Source organism: Dictyobacter sp. Z7_2, from assembly GCF_057551105.1.
This window is the reverse complement of sequence record NZ_BAAJPE010000001.1, coordinates 1,673,652-1,692,184: the sequence shown is the minus strand read 5'-3', so window position 1 is coordinate 1,692,184 and position 18,533 is coordinate 1,673,652. Positions and strand designations below refer to the sequence as shown.

The 18,533-nt window shown below is 52.0% G+C and carries 12 protein-coding genes; all 12 read right to left on the bottom strand.

From position 1 onward, the window contains the following. Positions 1-13 precede the first annotated feature (13 nt). Positions 14-562, bottom strand: a complete 549-nt coding sequence (locus tag AC27N8_RS06540) for a DUF302 domain-containing protein (protein ID WP_487065164.1) — start codon at positions 560-562, stop codon at positions 14-16. Between the two features lie 121 nt (positions 563-683). Further along, positions 684-1,925: an NAD(P)/FAD-dependent oxidoreductase gene (locus AC27N8_RS06535; protein WP_487065162.1), complete on the bottom strand. Its 1,242-nt coding sequence runs from the start codon at positions 1,923-1,925 to the stop codon at positions 684-686. A 99-nt stretch (positions 1,926-2,024) separates the two neighbouring features. Beyond that, entirely contained in the window at positions 2,025-3,236 is a 1,212-nt protein-coding gene (locus tag AC27N8_RS06530; protein WP_487065160.1) for a cytochrome P450, read from the bottom strand. Positions 3,237-3,266: 30 nt separating this feature from the next. Next, positions 3,267-4,208, bottom strand: coding sequence for a DUF1702 family protein (locus AC27N8_RS06525; protein ID WP_487065158.1), 942 nt, complete (start codon positions 4,206-4,208; stop codon positions 3,267-3,269). Continuing rightward, positions 4,205-5,191, bottom strand: a complete 987-nt coding sequence (locus AC27N8_RS06520) for a DUF1702 family protein (protein WP_487065156.1) — start codon at positions 5,189-5,191, stop codon at positions 4,205-4,207. The genes AC27N8_RS06525 and AC27N8_RS06520 overlap by 4 nt, the downstream gene beginning before the upstream one ends. A 40-nt stretch (positions 5,192-5,231) precedes the next feature. After that, positions 5,232-6,539 carry a cation:proton antiporter domain-containing protein gene (locus AC27N8_RS06515; RefSeq protein ID WP_487065154.1) on the bottom strand — a complete coding sequence of 436 codons (1,308 nt, stop codon included), beginning with the start codon at positions 6,537-6,539 and terminating at the stop codon, positions 5,232-5,234. A gap of 12 nt (positions 6,540-6,551) precedes the next feature. Continuing rightward, a complete protein-coding gene (locus tag AC27N8_RS06510) occupies positions 6,552-7,517 on the bottom strand; it encodes a DUF1702 family protein (RefSeq protein ID WP_487065152.1) in 966 nt (321 codons plus the stop codon). After that, entirely contained in the window at positions 7,517-8,479 is a 963-nt protein-coding gene (locus AC27N8_RS06505) for a DUF1702 family protein (RefSeq protein WP_487065150.1), read from the bottom strand. Before AC27N8_RS06505 ends, AC27N8_RS06510 begins: the two co-directional genes overlap by 1 nt. A 12-nt stretch (positions 8,480-8,491) precedes the next feature. Continuing rightward, positions 8,492-14,095 carry a type I polyketide synthase gene (locus AC27N8_RS06500; protein ID WP_487065148.1) on the bottom strand — a complete coding sequence of 1,868 codons (5,604 nt, stop codon included), beginning with the start codon at positions 14,093-14,095 and terminating at the stop codon, positions 8,492-8,494. Between the two features lie 66 nt (positions 14,096-14,161). After that, on the bottom strand, positions 14,162-15,031 hold the full coding sequence (locus tag AC27N8_RS06495) for a thioesterase II family protein (protein WP_487065146.1): 870 nt from the start codon (positions 15,029-15,031) through the stop codon (positions 14,162-14,164). Beyond that, positions 15,028-16,767 (bottom strand): NAD(P)/FAD-dependent oxidoreductase, encoded by a 1,740-nt coding sequence (locus AC27N8_RS06490; RefSeq protein WP_487065144.1) that lies wholly within the window; start codon positions 16,765-16,767, stop codon positions 15,028-15,030. The genes AC27N8_RS06495 and AC27N8_RS06490 overlap by 4 nt, the downstream gene beginning before the upstream one ends. Further along, positions 16,764-18,506: an NAD(P)/FAD-dependent oxidoreductase gene (locus AC27N8_RS06485; RefSeq protein ID WP_487065142.1), complete on the bottom strand. Its 1,743-nt coding sequence runs from the start codon at positions 18,504-18,506 to the stop codon at positions 16,764-16,766. Before AC27N8_RS06485 ends, AC27N8_RS06490 begins: the two co-directional genes overlap by 4 nt. Between the last annotated feature and the right edge of the window lie 27 nt (positions 18,507-18,533).

The window sequence follows — 18,533 nt, the reverse complement described above, 5'->3', positions numbered from 1 at the left end:
GCTCTTTTAGTACTTAGAAATTGCTTCCGGTGATCGCACTGGCGAGTTCGTCCAGCCGATAGTCGACAAGTTGTGCAATGCTCGTTACTTGTTCATTGTGATACTGGCTGACGAGCGAGGTGATGCGATCGTAGGCAACGAAGGCCTGCCCGTTATAATCTTCATAGATGAGCAGTCTCGGTGGAGCGTATAAGCCAACCTCTGGTATGTCTTCAATCATCTGGACGCCTAGCATGTGATTGCCAATCGAGTATTGAGCAATCCGCTTGGTTTTTCCAGTGAGAGAGAGCAAGCTGCCTTGATCCATCTTGACAAAAGTGGTAAAACCACTTGTCCCGATCAAAGGTAGGGTAAACTCTATCACCTCCTCCCAGGAGAGGTTACGAGCGGCCAGTTGTTGAGGAAGGATCTCCCAGTCGGCTGGCGGTCCGAGCCGAGCCTCCAATGCACTCGTAACTTCTCGATAGGTGTGGTTAGATGGCACAACAACATGCTCAACCGTAAAACTTGTAATCTGAGGTTTTCCTGCTATGTTGATTTGCTCTATTTCTCTTTGAAACATCAGGTACATGTCCTTTCCTGGCAGAGTGCATACGTTTCACTCTGTGAGATAAATGACCCCATGCGCTTTTGTATACGTATCTCAGCATTTGATCATCGATGATCGTTACTCTTCATTCTTGTCAGTGTGTTGCGGTTGTCTCCATATTGGGACCATTCAAGATTTGTAAGAGATTCTCGGGTGTAAAAAACTCTTTGAAAGGAATCGTATTTTGTATGACACCGAAAAAGCGATTGATGCCGTCCTGATTTCCACGCAGGGCTGCTAACACTTGCTGAAATTCCATCGGGAATGGTGCCAGAGTGGCACGGTCGCAGATAAACTCGTAGAGTGGCATCAGAGCTTCGTTGCGTCGCAACTCGTAGTCAGCCAGCGCCTCCACAAGTGGCTGTCTACCAGATAATCCCGCATCAATCGACTGAGCCAGCAACTCTGAATCGCGAAAAGCGTCGGTTATACCCTGTGCGGTAATGGGGTCCTTGTGGCAACCTGCATCTCCTACCAGTGCCCAGCCGGAGCCATATGGCTTGCGGAAGAAGTTTGGTAATTCGGCGGTCCCCATAAAGCGGTCTTCACGTTTCCCTGCATTGACACGGCTTGCCAGATCAGGAGCGATTTCGGCCAGTGTTCCCACAAAGTTTTTTTCCAGATTGGCTCTAAAGGTATGGAACTCATCGTTTCTCCACTCGACGAAAATAGCTGCCTGCTGATCGTTGGTAGGAAAGGCAACGATAGTGCGTCCAGGTCGCGTATAGAACTCCAGGCTATCTATAGGCACTCCACTCCAATACGTGTAGTAACCACAGGTGCCAGCTGGAGAGGTCGCATATTTTGGAGCGTTCACTGTCTGTGCCACGATTGAACGCATTCCATCAGCACCGACCACGATCCGTGCTTGCTCAGTAACCATTTCACCATCAGAAGTTTGTCCACGAATACCAGTGACCTGTTCGCCATCCATCAGAATCTCCTTCACCAGGAAATTCTCGCGCAATTCAGCTCCTGCCTCTACGGCGGCCTCGGTCAGAATTTTATCAAGCACATTACGCTTGGGGGCATAAATAGCCGCAAAACCGTTATCAACTGGCGGTGGAAAACCAGTGAGGGTGAAAGAGCCGAATGTTTCGAACGAGAGGTCAAGGATAATATTTTTGACCGGGGGACAATTGGTAGCCGCAACTTGATCTATCAATCCCCAGCGTCGTAACTGAGCACAGCCACCAACAGAAATCATGTGAGTTGAAAGTGTTGAGCTGGGAAATTTAGCTTTATCTACCAGTAAGACCCGATAACCCTGGCGAGCAAGTAACATTGCGGTCGGTGCACCCGCGACACGTGCACCAATAATAATCGCATCATACATAGTGAAAACCCTTTCTCTCTGATACATACCAATCAAGTAAAATGGACCTTCGTACAGGTGTATCTACCTACTTCAAGTAGTCAAGCGCCAGGACGTATCTTATGACCACTCCACCTCAAGGTGTTCATAGCCTCGGAATAAGAGTGTTGGAATATGTGTCAGTTCCTGTCCGGGAACCAGCGACAGATGGGGGAGCCTCTGACACAGGATCTCAAATGCGATTCGTCCTTCAAGACGTGCGAGAGCCGCTCCTACACAGAAATGCACGCCATGCCCGAAGGCCAGATGATGATTCGTGGCTCGTTGCAGCTGAAACTGATCTGCGTTGTCAAAAACCTCCTCATCGCGATTCCCTGACCCATAAAGGAGGAGCAGCGAAGCGTCTTCTGGTAGCGTGATCTCTCCCACACTAACCTCACAGGTTGTGGTCCGGGCAAACATCTGGATTGGGGCATCAAAGCGTAAGATCTCTTCAACCGTGAGAGGAATATATTCGGGATGAGCACAGAGCGTTTGCCAACGTGCGGGATTTTCAAGTAAGAGTAACAAACCAGAACCAATCATATTCGTGGTGCTCTCGTGGCCAGCCAGGATGAGTCCTTGTAGCGTGAGTACCAACTCGGTCTCTGTGAGTGGTTGCTGTTCGTCTGCATCTGCATTGAGTAGGACGCTGATCAGGTCGTTCTGCGGCGTTTCCCGACGCTCTGCAATCATCGACGCCAGGTAATGCTGAAAGGCTACTGTACTACGTGCACACGCTACTTGTTGTTCTTCTTCCAACTGCACGGACATAAGCATTAACCAGTCATGACTCCATTGACGTGTCCGGGCCAGATCATGGCGAGGAATACCCAGTAGCGTCAGGACTACTTCCAGTGCCAGCGGATAGGCGAACTGGCTGATAATCTCTGTCCGCTGATCATCGATAAAGGCATCTATCAGGGAGGTAGCCACAGAGCGAATGAAGGGTTCGATCGCTCTGATGCGTGCAGGCGCGAAGGCTTTCATTAAAGGTAAACGCAAGCGTGTATGCTCCGCGCCATCAGTATTGAGCACGATGGGCACAGGAAGATAGCCTTGGATCAGTTCCTCTAGCGTGCGTGGATAAAATGTTGCTGGCGATGTCAGCGTATCGCATGAGGAGAACTTCTCTGGCTGAAGCAGAATCTGTTGAATTTCTTTATACCCTGTAATCAGCCAGACGTTCAATTCGGGATTGAACGCGACAGGTTGCTCTTGTCTGGCCCGAGCATAAAAAGGATATGGATCTTCTGCAAAGGGATTAAATGTTGCTCCAAGAACGTCTGGCATAGGTATCGTTTCCTTTCTGAGTATCTCTGATTAGAGTGGTTGTATCTGCCTGGTGAATTGTGCCTGGATGCGCTGCCGCCAGAGTTCGTAGGCGGGCTCGCTGCTGTTGATGGGGAGATCCTCCCGGGCGAGCTTCGCGATCTGGGCGGCGGTTGCACTTGAGGTTCCACAGAAAACTTCACATGCAACTTCTGTATGGCCTGCAAAATTGCTGGCCTGTTCACGGCCTCTGGCTGCGATGGCTGCTCCGCGTGCGAGCTGAAGTTGGTAAGGCTGCGCCAGAGTGAGGATAGCTTCGATGTCGCTGCGCTCCGTGCCTCCCGCGTAGGCGCTGGCACAGCCGATGCCGCTCCACAATTCTGCTTGTCGTTGCGGCGGGAAGGCACTGATAATGCTGGCTACCTGCTCCACGTTAGCTCCACTGGCAAACCAGATAGCACGGCCTAAGCCTTGATCAAAGACTTTACGCCCGTAGGCAGAAAGCTTTTTGGTGACGACCTGTTCCTCGATCGTGCGTTTGTACGCAAAAAAGCCTTCGTGGAAGCCGTAGCCATCGACGATCACCCAATTGAGTACCGGGTCCAGATGCTTCAAATAGTGCTCAGGGTTGCGGCGCATTCTGGCCAGAGCCAGACCTACGCCGATATAGAATGGATAAATGTAAGGTGCTCCTGGTCCCTCGGCAAATTCATTGACGCGATTTTTCCAGGGCGTAATGCAATCCAGCGCGGCCAGTCCCATACCAACGCCTTCAAAAGCGAAGCCACGTAGATCGATATCAACCTCTTGCATGCGTGCCAGGAGCACATCGACGCGACTATCTTCGAGTGTGGCGTGGTACCCTGCTACTAACCCATGGGCGACAGGTTGGAAACGCTGGATGGCATCTTTGGCAAACCCTGGTTGGCTAAACACAGTTTCCTCGGAGGGGATGCCAAAGAGAGAGCGGCGTACTTTTCCCAGAACAGTCACTGAATCGCCTCCTTTTGCCTATACGCATGCTCAGTCTGAGCGATAAATTGAGCCTCAATACGTTGTCGCCATATTTCATATGCTGGCGTGTTGCTGTCCAGCGGTAATTCTTGCAAGGCAAGATCTGTGATATGTGCAACCGCCGCACTGGATCTGCCCCATAACACCTCGCAAGCCAACTCTGTATGCGGTGCTGCATGGCCCGATTGTAGTCGGAAGCGTGAGGCCATCGCCGATCCTACACCCAATTGAGCTCGGTGGGGTCCCGCCAGCACCTGTAGTTTCTCTATCGCCGTGTGGTCCACGACGCCAGCCGCGTATGCACAGGCCAGACCGATACCGCTCCAGAGATCGGCGCGTCTGCCTGCGGGAAAGGCTTCGATCGCAGTGAAGATACGATCCGCATTCGCACCCGTTGAGAACCAGAGACTACGGCCTAGACCTTGATCAAAAACGCGGCGTGCATAGGATGAAAGATGCACTGGTATAGCTTTATCCTCGACATAGCGCTGACTGGAGAAAAAGCCCTCATAGAATCCATAGCCATCCAGTACCAGCCAACCAAAGACTGGATCAAGTTGTTTGATGAACGGCTCTGGTTTTTTCGGCATCCTGGGTAGTACCAGACCTGCTCCTATATAGACCAGGCCTGTATAGTGAGCACCGGGTCCTACCAGAAACGCTCGCAAGCGTCTTCTCCAGGGCAGGAGCGCATCCAGTAGCGTGAGACCCATCCCGGCACCTTCATAAGCAATGCCACGTATCTCGGGTGGAAACGCATTGAGACGCGGCACAAGTACGCCAAACCTGCTGTCATCCAGGACCGCATGAAAACCAGCTACCAGAGTCTCAGCGACAGGTTTAAACTCAAGCCAGGTTTGTCCCATATCTTCTTGAAAGCCATAGCGCTCGCCGGCCATCTGTTCAAAGGCTTCCGCAGAGATGCGAAAGATAGATTTAAAGATGCGTCCAGAGATAGACATAGTATTACCTCCTTTTCTGTGATTGCCCGCGTGACGTGCTTTAAGCATCATTGGCTGTTGTGTAGACTAGCTTCTCTTCGGCAACCGCTGCCATTGCGCTGGCTTCCTGTTTCGCGCGATAGCGTCCATAGACCAGTTCGAAGATAGGTGAGGCCATCAAAGTAGTCACAATCGCCATAATCACAAGCATAGTAAAGAGCGTCGGGGTGATGATACCTTGCTGAAGGCCGATATTGAGCAAGATAAGTTCCATCAAACCACGCGCATTCATCAAGGCACCAATTGCCATCGCCTCAGGCCGGGGTTCTTTGTTGAGCCATGCAGCTAGCCCACAGGCAATGCCTTTGCCAAAGATCGATGCCAGCAAGATCAGAAGTGTAATGCCCCATAAAAACCAGCTATTTACAAGACTTAAGCGTGTATTCAGACCCGAATACACAAAGAAGAGAGGTAGCATAAAGTTTGTGACAATCGGCTCCAGGGCATTGCGCAGGTATTTCGCAAAGTTGCCACGCGGCATGGCGATGCCAAGAATAAAGCCACCAAAGATGGCATAGATACCGATAGCATCTGTGATCCAGCCGCACAGCATCACCAGCATCAGCACGAAAGCCAGCATTGGCCCACTGATGCCATCGCGTCTCTTCGTCATGGTCTCTAAACGACTCAGCAGTGGTTTGCCCACGAGCAGAGTAATCAGGGCATAGGCGATGCCGCCGCCCACGGCCAGGAGGGCAATGAACATATTCTGCTTGAAGATCGCGAGTACAACGGCGAGAATGCACCAGGAAACAGCGTCATCGATAGAGCCGGCAGCCAGGGCCAATGTTCCAAGAGACGTGCCAGCCAGGCCACGTTCGAAGATGATGCGTGCCAGCATGGGGAAAGCGGTCACGGCAATGGCTGCCCCCATAAAGAGCATCGCTTCCCAGGTAACAACGTGTGGGCTGAACAGGAGTCCCGGCTCTCGCGTCAGAAAAAATGCAAGCAAGACTCCAAGCAGCAAAGGAGTGAGAATACCAGAAAGGGAGACTGCGGCTGCACTGCGCAGGCGTTTACGAATCAGATTCGTGTCAAACTCGACACCGATCAGGAACATATACAATACCAGACCAACCTGGCTGGAGGCATACAGGATACTCATCGGAACGCCCGTGGGAAAAACATATTGTTGTACTTGAGGGAATACGAGCCCAAAAAGAGAGGGTCCTAAGATGACACCCGCAATCATCTCACCAACAACCTGAGGCTGCCCAATCTTTTTTGCCAGTATACCTACGAGACGACAGGTACCCAGAATCACCGCTAATTGTAAGAAAAAGAGGATTGCCAATGCTGAATTTGACATAATAACTCCTTTTTATTGAACAGAGCTTTCTCCACTAATGTGCTTTGATGTACATGCTATCGATTGTGCTACCAGACGCTGCCGCCAGACCTCATATGCTGGTTCATCGCCATCGGCGGGTAGATTTTTGCGGGCAGTATCGGTCATCTGAGAAACTTTCTCGCTGGGGAGGCCCCATAAGACTTCGCAAGCCCGCTCCGCGTGAGGTGAAGGATTGCCAACCTCATGGCGCGCATTTGCTGCTATCGCAGCGCCGAGTGCCAGATGATGTTTGTAGGAACCGGCGGTTGCTTGCAAGGCCTCAATGGTGGAGTGATCAACGCCTCCCGTGTAGCCGCAAGCCAGACCAATCCCGCTCCAGAGGTCCGCTTGTCTCTCAACAGGAAATGTGCCGATCGTCGCGGCTACGCGCTCGACGTTGGCACTTCTGACGAACCAGATAGCGCGGCCGAGACCGTGGTCAAAGACACGTCGCGCATAGGCTGAAAGGTGTTTTGGTCTCTCCTGCTTTTCGATATAGCGTTTGCGAGCAAAAAAACCTTCGTGAAAGCCGTAGCCGTCAATGATGATCCAGCCAAGCACGGGATCCAGGCGACGCATAAAGCGTTCGGGATTACGTCGCAAGCGGGCGAGCCCCATACCTGCACCCAGAGGTACTGCATAGATATAGGTAGATCCAGGGCCATCCAGAAAATCTTTGACCCGATTCTTCCAGGGCATCAAGCAGTCCAGTGCAGCCAGCCCGATCCCCGCACCTTCGTAAATGAAACCACGTAGCTCAGGATCGCCTTCGTTCAGTCGAGGCACCAATACCGCAAAGTTGCTATTTTGCAACGTCATCTGACAGCCTTTGGTGACCAGACGTATCACCGTTTCCAGGCGCTGCGCTGCTTTGCGGTCATCCGCACTAAAAGAACGCGCCTCTTTATCTGACACACCAAAAAAGGGCTTGAGTATCTGGCCTAATGAAAGTGCCACTACACGACTTCCTTTCGCTTGACAGTCTGCTCAATGGGGACAGTAAACTGAGCCAGTAGACGTTGTTGTAAGATCTCATATGCCGGTTCTGCATTATCGAGCGGTAAAGCCTCAAATGCGTGCTCCGTTAAAGATGCCGCATGAGCACTGGTAGTTCCGCAGAGGATCTCACATGCCATATCGCTATGAGCTGTCGGATTAGCCGCCAGCTGGCGTCCTTTCGCGACGACTGCTGCTCCCAGAGCAAGATTGGGAGTATATTGGCCCGCAGCCTGCTGCAAACGCTCGATATCGACACGTTCCACGCCACCGGCGTAGGCGCAGCAGACACCAACGCCGCACCAGAGATCTCCCTGGCGAGCAGGAGGAAATGTGTTCACTGTTGCAATTACCCGTTCGACATTCGCACCTTTCAGGAACCAGATAGCGCGCCCTAGTCCCTGGTCAAAGATCCGACGTCCGTAGGAGGAGAGATGTTTCGGATATGCTTGTCCCTCGATAAAGCGGCGTTGCTTAAAAAAGCCCTCATGAAATCCGTATCCATCCAGAGCCAGCCAGCCCAGCACCGGGTCCAATTTTGAGAGATAGCGCTCTGGTTTGCGGTGCAGCCGGGCCAGAGCTTCGCCTGCTCCGATATGAACCATATAGATGTGTGCAGCTCCGGCTCCCGCCAGATAGGCCTGTAAACGATGTTTCCCTGGCAGCACACAATCTAATCCGGTGAGTCCCATCGCGGCACCTTCGTAGGCAAAGCCGCGCAAACTAAGATCAATCTTGTCCAGGATGGGGACCAGCACCTCTAAACGGCTATCGTAGAGGGTGGCATGATAACCATCGATGGCCGCCAGGACAGACCTTTCTAAACATTTCCAGGCATCGCTATTCCCCTCGCTAAAAGAGATTGCATCTTTATAAGGAACTCCGATGAATGGTTTGAGAAATTTTCCTAGTATGCTACTCAACACACGCCTCCTTTATACTGTTGCTTCGTTCTCAGACGCCTGCTCAAGTTCAGCCAGCAGACGTTCAAGTTCATCGCCATCCAATTCAGTCACCAATTGCTGAAGCTCTTCGAGCGAAAGATCTGCGTCCGTTACAGAGGCGCCTCTATCCAGCTGTAGTAACGCTAATAAACGTGTTGTCAATTGTGTGATACTCATGCCTTGAAGGAGTTCCAGTACGGATACATCGACCTTCAGGCTTGTATCGATACGTCGCTTCACCTCGACGGCCATCATGGAGTCCATACCCAGGCTACTCAGCGATTCCTGGCTGCTGAATTGGGCCGGATCGAGCTGAAGGACGCGAGCAATAAGTTCTTGTATGTGTGTCTCTAAAAACAGCTGGCGGTCGGTTGCCTGTATCTCGCCAAGTTGCGTCAGGAGTGATACCGCATGTTCATCCTGCTCACTCGGAATGAACTCTTCCTCCTGTTCACCCAGTAGTGCAAACATTGGTGGCATGGTACCTGATGGCGATGTCTCGCGAGCCAGCATCCAGTTCGCACTAATAACGGAGAGATGGGCGGGAGTCTGATTCTGTATGCGGCCTAAGATCTGCATACCGATCTCTGGCGTAATCAGTTCAATGCCACGTCGAGCATAAAACTGCTCCAGACTGAGCTGCTCCACCATGCCTACAGACCAGGGTCCCCAGCCGATACTGAGTGCTGGCAGCCCCTGCGAACGGCGATAATGGGCCAGGGCATCCAGGAAGGCATTCGCGGCTGCATAGTTCCCTTGACCAAGCGAAGCGATCACCGAGCCAATTGAGGAGAAGAGGATAAAGAAATCTAATGGTGCCTCTTTCAGCAGGGTATGGAGGAGCCAACCTCCGCGTATCTTTGGTCTCAAGACGCGCTGGAAGGTCTCTTTTTTCATGCGGAGCAGTAACTCGTCCTGAACTACGCCCGCAGTGTGAATAACACCGCGAATAGGTGGCCAGCCCTGGCGCTCATATTCGGCGAGGAAGGCCGCTAGCTGATCTTCCTCTGCGACATCAAGCGTGGCCAGATGAATGCTTGCACCCAGTGATTCCAGTTCCTGAATCGTCCTGACCAGTGCTTTTTGTGGATGGTCATCAGGCAGTCGATACCAATCGGAGCGCAGCGGTATCGCTGTTCGCCCCATGAGAATCAGCCGTCTGGCGCCTTGTTTCACCATCCAATGGGCTACCAGCAAACCTAGCTTGCCCAGACCTCCTGTGATGAGATAAGTTCCGTCTGCGCGGAACGAGGCCGGTAATGCCGGGGTGAGATGCGTACTTGTAACCATGCGTATCACAAAGCGCTGACCGGCTCGCAAGGCGATCTGATCTTCTTCCGTTGGCTGTGCTAACTCCTGGTAAAGTTGCGGAATTTGATCTTCTGTCGCAGATGGATCAATGTCTATCAGCCCGCCCCACATACTGGAGAACTCCTGATGACCGATAACACGACCCAGACCCCACAGTGGAGCCTGAGAGATAGCGATCTCTCCAGTGGACTCGTCCACGGCCTGAGCACCTCGAGTCACTAACCAGAGCCGTGGCATCTGTGACCAACCACTCTGAGCCAGTGTTTGGATCAGATGCATGATCGCTAATACACCAACCTCCTGTTCCTGTTCAAGAAGATCCATGTTGATATTTTCAGTCAACACGGAATCCAGGCTCCACAGATGGACAATCCGTGAGAATGGTCCTTGCTCAGCCAGCGTATTGAACAATTGTTGGAACTGCTCCGGCTGGCCGGGATTGACTGCATAATTGATACCCTGATGAAGCAGTTGGGGAGCATCAGAGGGTGAGATAAGTACATAATGCTCTCCCTGTTGTTCCAGATACTGGCTGAGTGCCTGCCCCACTCCACCACGATCGCTCAGAATGATCCAACCTCCCGTCGGGGGCGTGCGTTTGGCATCGGCCTCATCAGTCTCGTCAGTCTCTATGCTCCGATTTTGGGGTTGCCACTCCAGCTCATAGAGTGCGCGATCGAGACGCTCTGGCGAAAGGCTGATGGCCGTTTCTAATGATTGAGCACGGAAACCCTCGATCTCCACCAAGAGATTGCCCTGCATATCCAGTAACTGAATGTTACCCACGATAAGATGAGAGTCAGCCTGTAAGATGCGAGCATACACCTGCATTTCCTGGCAAGGCTGTCTCAGAATGCACAAGCGATCCACTCCTGTGGGGAGATATGGAGCAGGGGTCTGCTGGAAAGATGTATCGTTGTCTGGTCTGGCGACCAGCAGTACTTGAAAGGCAGCGTCTAATAGAGCTGGATGAAAGCTATAGTTTGTCAATTCCTCTGTTAATACTGCTGGTACATGCAGTGTCCCCAATCCGACATTCTTGCCCGCTTGTACTTCTGTGATCGATTGAAAGGTCGGACCATACTGAAACCCCATCTGTTGCGTCTGCTGGTAAAATGTTTCGCGCGAGAGCGTCGTTGTACACGTTGACCGGATTTCATCGAGTTCTGGTTGCAGATTCCTTTCTCTGGATTGTTGACGGCTCAGTTTGATGCTGGCATGTAGCGTCCAGTGAGCATCCCCTGTAGGAGTATAACTATAGATCTCTACTGTTGCTTGCTGTGCATGAACGACCGTTTGCAATCTCGGGTCCGAGGCTTCGGAGAGAAAAAGTGCCTTGCGGAAGGCCAGCTCTTCAAGCTGATAGACTCCTGCACCAAACACTTCATGTGCTGCGGCCAGTGCCATCTCAATAAACGCCGCTCCCGGAAGCAATACATTCTCTTGAATGCGGTGGTCGGCGAGATAGGGGAGTATATGTGTACTGATTTCACTTTCCCAGGTCGCATGGGCTGAACGCAGGCGTTGTCCAAGCAGGGGATGAACGGGAACCAGGAGACGATCATCACGCGTCTCAACCGATTCTGTCCAGTGGTGTTTCAACTGCCACGGATAGGATGGCAGGTGAACAAAGTTTCCTCCCTGAGCATAGAATGTCGGCCAGGCGATGGGATAACCTTGCGTGTAGAGCGTTCCTAACGAAGCCAACATGATCGCACGATCTTCTTCGCGTCGTCGTAATGACGGCAGCACGATTCCCGTTTTGTTTTCCTGCGTGAGCAACTCTTTGATTGAATTGGCCAGTACCGGGTGGGGGCTAAGCTCAATAAATGTGCTATAACCATCCTTAATCAATTGCGTCAGCGCGTCCGCGAAGAGGACAGTCGCCCGCACATTTTGCCACCAATACTCAGCGTCTACCTCATTGCCATCGATACGTGTACCTGTGACTGTTGAGTAGAGTGGCAGCGTAGCTGTACGTGGTGCCAGACCAGAAAGAACATCAAGGAGTTCATCCTGTAAGGGATCCATAAAGTGGCTGTGGTAAGGTACTTTTCCCACTAAGAAGCGGTGGAAGACCTGGAACGTCTGTAGCTGAGAGGCCATACTTTCCAGGATTGCCGCCTCGCCAACCAGCGTGATTGCGCTGGGACTATTGATCGCCGCGACCGAGACTCCAGGACCAGCATCTTCGACTGCTTGATGAAGCGTTTCGGATGTCAGTCCGACGGCCAGCATGCGTCCTTGCCCGCTCGTCTTTTGTTGTAACCGGCTCCGGTGATAAATCAGTAGCACCGCATCTTCAAAACTTAAGGCACCAGCCAGATAATGCGCTGCTACCTCACCTGTACTATGACCAATAATGGCATCTGGCTCGATACCCCGGGAGCGCCAGAGCTCGGCCAAAGCGATCTGGATGGCAAAATTGGCTGGCTGTGCATATGCGGTCTCCTCCATCTGAGAGTCCTCTTCATTGGCAGTCAGCTCTTCAATCAGCGACCAGCCAGTATACTGGTATAACTCGGCATCAGTACGCTCAATGCTAGCGCGAAAGAGTGGTTCATTCGTCAACAGATCGCGACCCATTGCCCACCACTGTGGACCCATGCCTGAGCAGACAAAGACGGTCTTCGGACGCTCATCCAGGGCTATCCGCCCCGACGATGAACCCGCAAGTGGCCTGTCCGCAAGGTATGCCTCCAGCTGAGTTACGGCCTCTGCTTTGGAATGTGTGACCAAGGCGAGGCGATAGTCGTGCTGACTGTGTCTCAATGAGGCTGAATAGGCGATGTCATAGAGAGGTGCAGACTGTTCTGGATCAGCAAGGTAGTGCCCATATTTTTCGGCGACTGCACGTAGGGCCTCTGGACTCCGTGCTGAAAGAGGTAGCAGATGTGGGCGTGCTTTTTGACTGTCAGAGATCTCAATCTTTTGCGGCAGAGGTGCTTCTTGAAGGACAACATGTGCGTTAGTGCCTCCGAACCCGAACGAATTAACCCCTGCCAGTGCTGGTCCGTTGGTCGCTGGCCACGTCTCCAGGGTAGTCGGTACACGTAATTGCAGCTCATCAAAAGGAATATTGGGATTTGGATGGCGAAAGTGGATATTCGGCGGAATCTGGCGATGCTGCAATGATAGTGCGGTCTTAATCAGACCTGCTACGCCTGCCGCAGCCTCTAAGTGGCCGATGTTGGCCTTAACAGAGCTCATGATGCATTGATCATGAGGCGGACGATCAAGTGAGAGTACCGACCCGATGGCTCGTGCCTCAATAGGATCACCGACCGGTGTACCTGTACCATGTGCTTCAACGTACTGCACATTTTTAGGATCTACCCCGGCCCGTTCGTAGGCCAGGTGCATCGCTCGCTCCTGCGCGAACTGATTGGGAACGGTTATGCCGTTGGTATGGCCATCCTGTGTTACTGCCGTGCTCCGGATCACTGCATAGATCGGATCACCATCCTCCTGCGCTTTAGATAGTGGTTTAATCAGCACCACGCCAGCTCCTTCGCCACGCGCATAGCCGTTGGCCGACGCATCGAAGGTTTTGCAGCGGCCATCGGGTGAGAGGAAGCCGCCTTTTGACTCGGCGATTGTCATAGTGGGCACGATCATCGCGTTGACACCGCCCGCCAGTGCCAATGAACATTCGCCATTCCAGATGCTTTGGCTGGCTAAGTGCACTGCGACGAGTGAGGATGAGCATGCTGTATCCACAGCCATGCTGGGGCCATGGAAGCCGAATATATAGGAGATGCGATTTGCCAGCATAGTCATCATCATACCAGTAGCCGAATGTGTCTGTAATTCGTAGCGGCTCAGGACGCCATAGTTTTGCAGCAATTGATAGTCGAGTGTAAAGCCGCCCATAAAGACGCCTGTATTGCTACCGGCCAGTTGTTCCACGATTTGCCCTGCATCCTCTAATGCTTCCCAGGTCACCTGAAGCAAGAGCCGTTGTTGTGGATCAAGCCACATGGCTTCGCGTGGAGAAATGCCAAAGAAGTGGGCATCGAAAAGATCAAGGTGCTCTAAGTAGCCACCTCGATACGTAATCATTTTGCCTGACTTGCTGGGATTGGGATCGTAAAACTTGCGTACGTCCCAACGGTCGGTTGGGATATCTCTCGTGGCATCTGTCCCCGCGCACAGCATATTCCAGAACGCGTCGGGACTGGTTGCGCCTCCGGGAAAATGACATCCAACTCCGATAATAGCCAGCGGTTCGCCGGATCGTTGAGTCGGAGCCGTTGCATGCACTTGTCCGTTGTTACTAAGCATGGCATTCCTCCGTATAAAGTTTTACTGTCTGCCAGAGGCAGAGCCAGTATCAGATCATTTTTCTCTCTATGCTAGCGCCTTTAGATGCCCTTGTAGTTTTTGTGAGATGGCCGCAAGCAACTGATCTTGCGCACTATGGAGAAAGAAATGTGAACCTGGCAGCATAGCCAGGTCACATCCGACGCTGCTATGTTGAGGCCAGTGCTCTAGATCGTTTCGGCTGATTCTGACATCTTCGAGACCACCAAAGAGCGAGAATGGACAAGCGAGAGGTGGTTCTTCGGTGTATTGGTAGGTATCACAGAGCTCGAAGTCTGCTCTTAACGTCGGTAACATTGCCTGCATGAGCTCCTTGTTTTGTAGAATCATCTCGGCGATACCTTCGGAGCGCAGAACTACTTTGAACACCTCTGAAGGTAGATGATAGATTTTAATGTTGGGATTGGGAAGTTGTGGCGCACGATATGCTGCCAGGAACAAGTGCTCAGGATATTTGTCATATTGCTTGCGTAATAGGCGTGTCAGCTCAAAGCTCACCAGGGCTCCCATGCTATGACCAAAGAAAGCAAATGGGCGATCTAAATAGGGAGCGATGGCCTCCGCGAGATCCTCTTCCAATAAAACAAGACGCCTGTATGCAGGTGATCCAATCCGATATTCGCGACCGGGCAGCTGAATGCTACAGACCTCTACCTCTGGCGGTAGGATCTCTCCCCATGGACGAAAGATTGATGCCCCTCCTCCAGCGTAAGGGAAGCAGAACAAGCGGAGACGTGCTTGATCGTTCGGCTTGTAGCGGACTACCCATTCATTTTCGGATGGGCGCGTCATAGTCGTCACATTGCCAGATGGGCTTCCTTTTTGCTTGAGCCGTTGCACCAGTATTTTGCGTTGCTCTGGTGTTAAAGCTGCAATGCGTGTACTGGCATCTTTCATCCGGCGATCTCCTGTGGCTCACATTTTTGACGTCCCAAAGTGATCCAGCCACCGTTGATTGGATGCTCCTGCTCTTCTCGTTGATAGATCTGAATCAGATTCTGAAGAAATGGATCATTCTTCCAGAGTTGGACCTTGCTCTGGATAGTTGGAGTGTCTGAAGGCTGGGAAAACATCTCGATGACCGTGCTGGCAAGTTGTCCTCCCAAACGCTCAAGAAAGTGCACATTCTCTACGAGCTGAGCTACAAGTTCGTCCTCTGACAAGTGAGCAGTCATCCCGATCTGTAGCCGGCCCATAAAATCGAAATCATAGTAGCGGATAAAAGTATCCGATGCTTCCAGTGGTGAAATCGCGAGCCAGTCACGGAAGAAACCTTGTATATGCTCGCTCAAAATCGAGAAGCGTAAAAGACTCATGAGGATCTCAGGGCTATCTACCACGCGCCGGAAGGTGTCGTGGAAGTAGAGGAGGCCAGGGATGCCCCAGTAGACAGCTGTATCCCAGATGACCTTGGCGATCATGATCTGAGCATTGCCCATAATAGGATATTGTCCTTCATAGGTGCTGCGCCAGGAGTTGGTAAAGAGCAGGAAGAGCTGGTTATGAATGGCCGCTCGCTCCTCGACATCCTCTCCATCCAACGCATGGATAATCAGATCACTGATGAGGCCGTTGGCAATGGCGATCAGATCGCCGCCTGGTGAATAGAGCGGATCTAGCGATATGGCTGCCTCGCCTGCCAGGCACCAACGCTGATCAGAAAAGACCTGCTCACAGCTATAGGAGTAGTTTTTCATGACGCGGAAATCCTGGATTTTGTCCCGATGTTGCTCGATTTCGTGTGCACACTGTGGCTCATGCAGATGTAACCAGTGGAGGGCTCGCTCAAAGAGATTCATCTCATCAAACGCATGCATCCTGGCATCTGTGACGATGCCAACACTTGTCGAGCCAGAGGAGAGTGGGATAAGCCAGATCCAGTAGCCAGACCCCATCAGATGATTGGTGCTTAATGCCCGCCGTCCTTCGTGGATGCGCTCTCGCCACGCCCTGTCATCTGACCATTCCTGGATATCAATGGCATGGTTGATACGAAACCAGACAGCATTTGCGTTGTGGTCGACCTTCTTTGCCAGCCCGAGTTGTCTTTGCAATAACGTACTACGTCCGCTGGCATCGACGATCCAGCGAGCCTGTATCTCCTGCTCACTTCCGGCGTGAGATATGCGCAGATGATGAAAATCCTCTTCCGGTTGTAGCGTGATCTGTTGAATCTTACTACCACTAAGAAACGTGATCCCTTGCTCTGGCAATGTCTGGCCCAGCATATTCTCTAAGCGACCGCGATCCAACTGGTACGTCGAGACGCGACGTGGTGGCAATACAGCGTGACCAAGCTCCACCCGGCGTGTAATATCCTGATTATCTGCGGTGCTGAAGAACATACGCAGGCCATATTTGGGCAATTGCTGTGTCTGGAGATGCTCTCCTAGCCCCAGTACATCGCGTAGATAGTGAGCGGCAATCTCGACCGTCGACTCACCAACTTTATGAGCAGCCTCCGGTACAGGATGCTCCTGCTTTTCAACGAGAAGAATCCGCGTTGCTGCCCGGGCCTTTTTAAGCTGTAGTGCCAGTGTCAGGCCAGCCATCCCCCCACCAAGAATGGCGACATCGTACTCATGGAGAGCGGGAAGCGCTCCCTGCGCTGCGACTTCGTGTGCGTCCGTCATCCGGCAACCTCCTGTTTCTCGCGGTGCTGGTGTCCCAAGGTAATCCAGCTGCTATCGATGGGATTAACCACATTATCTTCCTGGTAGACCGCAATCACGTCGGCCAGGAACGGCTCCGTTTTCCAGCGTTGGATCTGGCTCCTGGTGGTCTCGTCAGTGCGCTCAGAGAGTTCATCAATCACTGTACTGACAAGCTGTCCAGCCAGTTGTTCCAGTAGGCGAGCATTCTTCGCAAATTGTGCCTCCAGTTCATCATCAGGGAGCCCGGCGGCCATGCCTGTATGCAAATCCACTAGAAAATCGAGGAGTGAATAGGGATCGGCGAAAGTATCGCTCGCAGCCGGCTGATCAATCGCGTGCCATTCACGGAAAAAAGCCTGCACACGACTGTGGAGGTGCCAGCAACGATACAGATTGGCTAATGTAAGCGGACTGTCGGCGAGCCGACGGATCTTGTCATGGAAATAGAGCAAGCCAGGGAAGGCCCAGTAGATGATGGTATCCCAGATCACTTTGGCGACCATAACCTTGGCATTGCTCATCAAGGGATACTGATGTTGATAGGCTACTAGCCAGACATCGGCAAAGACCAGGAAGACCTGACTATGACCATCAGCTAATTCTGCAATATCCTCACCATCCAGATCGCGGTTGATCAGATCGCAGGTGAGGCCATTCCCAATCGCAATCAGATCGCCGCCGGAAGAATAAAGTGGATCAACCGAGACAGCAGCCTCGCCGACAAGTGCCCAGCGATCGCCGGAAAAGACTTGCTCACAGCTATAAGAATAATCTTTCATAACACGAAAATCTTGTAATTTGTCTTGATGCTTCTCAATCTCTTGAGCACACTGAGGCTCGTGCGCATGGAGCCAACTGAGGGCACGATCAAAGAGATTCATTTCATCGAAATTGTGCATGCTTGCATCCGTAACAATCCCGATGCTTGTGGAACCAGAGGCGAGGGGTATGAGCCAGACCCAATAACCAGGCCCCATCAGATGGTTGGTGCTTAGTGCACGATGCCTCTGCTCGTTAATGCGGCTATGCCATTGTTGATCCGTCGACCAATCGTCGATGTCAATTTCATGACCAATGCGAAACCAGACAGCGTTGGCGTGATGATCAACTTTCTTCGCCAGCCCTAATTGACGTTTGAGCAGGGAACTGCGCCCGGTGGCATCGACCACCCAACGGGCCTGTATCTCTCTTTCCTGGTCCGCGTGGAGGATGCGCAAGCGATGAAAAGCATCATCAGGCTGAAGTGAGATCTGCTGTACTTTGCTATTGTCCAGGAAAAAGATATTTTGTTTGAGTAATTCATCACCCAGCATATTCTCCAGACGTCCTCGGTCGAGCTGGTAGGCTGGTAGAGGAGCATGCGTGATCTGCCCATATTCGACACGATGGGTAATGTCCAGATTATCCTCGGTACTGAAGAACATGCGCAAACCAAATTTGCGCAATTGCTGGGATTGAAGATGTTCTTGCAAGCCCAGAACGTCGCGCAGATAGTAGGCAGCGATCTCGACCGTCGACTCACCAACTTTATGTGCCGTCTCTACGACAGGATGACTGCTCTTCTCGATGACGACAACTTTTGTTTCAGGACGTCCTTGTTTGAGTTGTATGGCCAGTGTCAGGCCAGCCATGCCGCCGCCAAGAATGGCGACATCATATTGCTCAGATGAAGCCTCAGTTATTATATCTTGAAAAGTGGGTTGCACTTTATCATTCATTGAAGGATGCTCCTTTCCTCTTAGCTT

Coding starts and splice junctions, on each gene's coding strand:
- AC27N8_RS06540 (WP_487065164.1), bottom strand. CDS start 562: ATGTTTCAAAGAGAAATAGAGCAAATCAACATAGCAGGAAAACCTCAG.
- AC27N8_RS06535 (WP_487065162.1), bottom strand. CDS start 1,925: ATGTATGATGCGATTATTATTGGTGCACGTGTCGCGGGTGCACCGACC.
- AC27N8_RS06530 (WP_487065160.1), bottom strand. CDS start 3,236: ATGCCAGACGTTCTTGGAGCAACATTTAATCCCTTTGCAGAAGATCCA.
- AC27N8_RS06520 (WP_487065156.1), bottom strand. CDS start 5,191: ATGTCTATCTCTGGACGCATCTTTAAATCTATCTTTCGCATCTCTGCG.
- AC27N8_RS06515 (WP_487065154.1), bottom strand. CDS start 6,539: ATGTCAAATTCAGCATTGGCAATCCTCTTTTTCTTACAATTAGCGGTG.
- AC27N8_RS06500 (WP_487065148.1), bottom strand. CDS start 14,095: ATGCTTAGTAACAACGGACAAGTGCATGCAACGGCTCCGACTCAACGA.
- AC27N8_RS06495 (WP_487065146.1), bottom strand. CDS start 15,031: ATGAAAGATGCCAGTACACGCATTGCAGCTTTAACACCAGAGCAACGC.
- AC27N8_RS06490 (WP_487065144.1), bottom strand. CDS start 16,767: ATGACGGACGCACACGAAGTCGCAGCGCAGGGAGCGCTTCCCGCTCTC.
- AC27N8_RS06485 (WP_487065142.1), bottom strand. CDS start 18,506: ATGAATGATAAAGTGCAACCCACTTTTCAAGATATAATAACTGAGGCT.